The sequence below is a fragment of the Paraburkholderia nodosa DSM 21604 genome (genome assembly GCF_000519185.1).
Taxonomy (GTDB): domain Bacteria; phylum Pseudomonadota; class Gammaproteobacteria; order Burkholderiales; family Burkholderiaceae; genus Paraburkholderia; species Paraburkholderia nodosa.
The window spans coordinates 1-2,494 of the sequence record NZ_JAFA01000106.1; the positions used below are offsets into that span (position 1 = coordinate 1).

Genomic DNA, 2,494 nt, shown 5'->3' on the forward strand with positions numbered 1-2,494 from the left:
CTCTCTTTTATTGCGTTTCGCTACGGTCATCTATGCTCCTATTGATGGCAGTCTCCCGCCAAATGACCGTTTACACAAAACTTTTTACACCCTCTATGTACCCGCCGGAAACGCCAATACCACGACGCGAGCGGCGCAAGACCGCCACGCTGCAATTCGGCGAATAGCGCGCATCTCATAGCAATCAAACCGATTGCGAATCGATATCGGCACTCCGGCTCGACTCGCAGGCCAGATATAGAAAATAAGCCTGCGATCCGGAAGGTGCCCGCATAATGCACCTTTGTTCAGCTTGGCAGGGCCTCCGCTTTTTCACTCCAGGGTGAGATTACTGGCGGAGATTCTAGTACGGAAACATCGATGTTGACCGTTTGACTTGGCACCATACCAAAGACGGAGGTGCTATAAAGGACTACTCCGGAATGCCGATAGATCATCGGCCGATTCTCGCGCACATCGACGGTGGGTGGGCCTGGAATAAAGCGACCGTCAATATTGGCACTTAGTACCCGAACATCATTTGCACCACCTAAATCAAAGGTCACAATTCTTGAAATCCCTCTATTTGCGTCCACCAAATGAAATGTTATCTGGTGAGTGTTGCCACCTATCAATATGCCGGGGCCGATTGTTAACGGATACTCAGCTGTCTCTCCACTCAGAATTGTGGGTGAGTTCCAGAGGCGAGAAGTTGAAAAGGTTGCACTGTGAACCACGAGTATATGAGGTGTAAGATTTTGAAGGCGTAAATTTATTCGTACAGTTAGCGGCGGATCGAGAGCGGCAGCCCTGTCATCAACGGCTCCGGAAAGTGACTTTACAGCTCCGACAACTCCAATAATCGTTGTAATAACACTTACGATTGTCCCAAAAATCCTAGCATCACTATTTTCATGTATTCTGGATTTGTTAACTAGCGCCCAGGCATCTCGCGCGACAGCTGCTACAGCCGCTCTGTTCCCTGCAGCAAATCTGCCTTCAGTCTCAGGTAACTCATTGTTACCTGACACATTACTATCGTTCATGATCCATCTCCTTGTCAGTTCGATGCTAGGCGCGTAAGTTCAGGGGAGTAAAGGTAACTTGTGTCCCCATCGTGGTTCCGGCCGCAAGCGCGACAAGAGTCTGCACGACTGCAATACCGAAAGAAGGCATCGTAGTCCCGCCAAACCCCCGAAATCCTACGTACGCCAATCGCGCCACTCGCATATCCCCCCCTGTAACCCTTCTGACTGTAAAATTATGGACGGCGTGCGAGTCACCGACGAAACCGTGCACGCGCTCAAAAAAGACATTGTTCGCGTCTCTACCTATATGGACTTCGAAGGGAAATACGTCAGCTTGCCCGCTTGGAGTTTGAGGGAGGAGGATATCCTCATCTGTGGAGATGGCTCCGAAGGAGAAACTTAACCTTTCCGAACTAGTCTGATGTGGTAAATGACTTTCCGAAAAAACACACACCTCCCCCGGGAATAAGATTTTTGGTGCCGAGTTGTAGACATATCCGGCAGGCACATTGACCTGACCGGGAACTAAAATTATATCGGCATCGTTCTTAAACGTTATTCTGTGCTTAACCCGTTGGGGAACAGGGCTCGGCGACGATAGTGCTGAACTTGTCAGATCCAGCACGCCTGAAAGAAGATCAAATATTCCCAATATGGTACCCAGACCTGGTCCGCGCCTGGTGTTTTGCGTAATTGCACTCGCATCCTGACGTTGCGCATAACCAGTGGCAATTTCACGAGATTCGAGTTCGGTTGACGTCAGGGAGTAAAACTGACCCGATCCGGGGACAGTCGTAAATTGAGCAAAGTCGAGGCTTGACATAACAAGAAACTCCCACGTTAATTTAATGGTTGACTGAAAATAAAATCGCAGCCAAATCCTCGTGGCGAGGCGCGACGGCGCCTTTAACCCCAAACAAATGGACAAGAAATGCTATTAAATGGAGGGGATTTCAAAAAAATGAGTCGCCTTGATTTTAGTATTTCTTTGCGAACTTATTAGTGTTTTTCTCATTCTGAAATGGGATTCTATTACTTTATCTTATTATAATTCAATTGGCATTTATTTTTTTGCTGGAGACTTATGATCATATACTAGATGTTAGCTGTCGAGATAGTTTGACCCAAGACACCGGCGTTTATTTACATACTGGTTTTCTGTCATCACGGCAGCAATATTGAGCGAGACCGGCCATCCCGGAGAGCCGAGGATCACCGAATCCGGCGTGAATTCCCGCGGCGGCATACCAGCCGGGCGGAAGGTGGCATTAGACAACACGACCTTCGCCTCATCGTAGCCGGTGACCCACCAGCCTTCGTGTCCGGACGGGAAGCGCACGCGGTGAATCGCCCCCTTGGCGAGCAGCGCGAGCATCTGCGGCGAGGGCTCAATAGTCGCCCCTGAACAATTCGTTTTGGCCGTCGTCGGCGTCAGCCGGCGGATGCTCTCTGATCGACAGGGATGAACAGGGCGATGAGAACAATGG

3 protein-coding genes and 1 pseudogene are annotated in these 2,494 nt (G+C 49.7%); 1 reads left to right on the plus strand and 3 read right to left on the minus strand.

Annotated features, from left to right (window positions below):
- Positions 1 to 181: hypothetical protein (locus A3CW_RS53755; protein ID WP_211254148.1), on the plus strand; the 181-nt coding region annotated here is incomplete at its 5' end.
- A 106-nt stretch (positions 182 to 287) separates the two neighbouring features.
- Here the strand turns inward: A3CW_RS53755 and A3CW_RS52995 are convergent.
- From A3CW_RS52995 to A3CW_RS0144075, 3 genes and pseudogenes are all read right to left on the minus strand, one after another.
- Positions 288 to 1,025, minus strand: a complete 738-nt coding sequence (locus A3CW_RS52995; RefSeq protein ID WP_154678238.1) for a hypothetical protein — start codon at positions 1,023 to 1,025, stop codon at positions 288 to 290.
- Positions 1,026 to 1,050: 25 nt separating this feature from the next.
- Positions 1,051 to 1,830: a hypothetical protein gene (locus tag A3CW_RS53000; RefSeq protein WP_154678239.1), complete on the minus strand. Its 780-nt coding sequence runs from the start codon at positions 1,828 to 1,830 to the stop codon at positions 1,051 to 1,053.
- A 279-nt stretch (positions 1,831 to 2,109) separates the two neighbouring features.
- Positions 2,110 to 2,494 (minus strand): annotated as a pseudogene (locus A3CW_RS0144075) (hypothetical protein); the annotation flags it as partial.

Coding starts and splice junctions, on each gene's coding strand:
- A3CW_RS52995 (WP_154678238.1), bottom strand. CDS start 1,025: ATGAACGATAGTAATGTGTCAGGTAACAATGAGTTACCTGAGACTGAA.
- A3CW_RS53000 (WP_154678239.1), bottom strand. CDS start 1,830: ATGTCAAGCCTCGACTTTGCTCAATTTACGACTGTCCCCGGATCGGGT.